Raw genomic sequence first — 602 nt, 5'->3', positions numbered from 1 at the left:
GACTTTCAGCCGCTAGTCTCCTTTCGCTACAATGTCGTGGCCAGTCAGGCCAATCCTGTCGAGCTCTGGCTGGAGTATGAAAAGGAGGGGGACTGCCAGCTGCGCCTGCGGGTCTGCAATATCCAGGAAGGCTCTACGGCTCATATCATCCATGAAGCGGTCTTTGCTGAAGCCGATATGCAGGAAGCCATGGTCTTGGATCATGATGATACTTCTTATCTGGCAGTGAGTCTGGAGGCTCAGGGGCAGGGCCGGCTGCAGATTGGTGCCCTGCACCAGCGCCTGACCCGCTATCACTTTGGCAAATATGTACTGGGCGGCAGGATTCTCACAGACAGCCGCCGGCAGGAGATCAATTACTTCTTTTATCCGGGAGATCTGAAGCCGCCTCTTGCGGTCTACTTTTCCGGCTATCGACGGGCCGAAGGCTTTGAAGGCTTCGGCATGATGCGCGGTATGGGGACTCCCTTTCTCCTGTTTTCTGACCCGCGTGTGGACGGCGGGATGTTTTATCTGGGGAGTCAGGAGCTGGAAAGCGGCATTCATCAGATTATCCAGGAGCATTTGGATCTGCTGGACTTTACCGAGCGGGATTTGATCCT

At 55.3% G+C, this 602-nt stretch carries 1 protein-coding gene; it reads left to right on the top strand.

Features of this window, described 5'->3' with window-relative positions:
• The coding region (asp2, locus tag STRDD11_RS10895) for an accessory Sec system protein Asp2 (RefSeq protein WP_128837344.1) at positions 1–602 on the top strand (602 nt) is incomplete at both ends.

It is taken from the genome of Streptococcus sp. DD11, from assembly GCF_001578865.1.
GTDB classification, from domain to species: domain Bacteria; phylum Bacillota; class Bacilli; order Lactobacillales; family Streptococcaceae; genus Streptococcus; species Streptococcus panodentis.
Note: the sequence above shows the minus strand (reverse complement) of the source record. Positions and strands in the feature narration are given on the sequence as shown.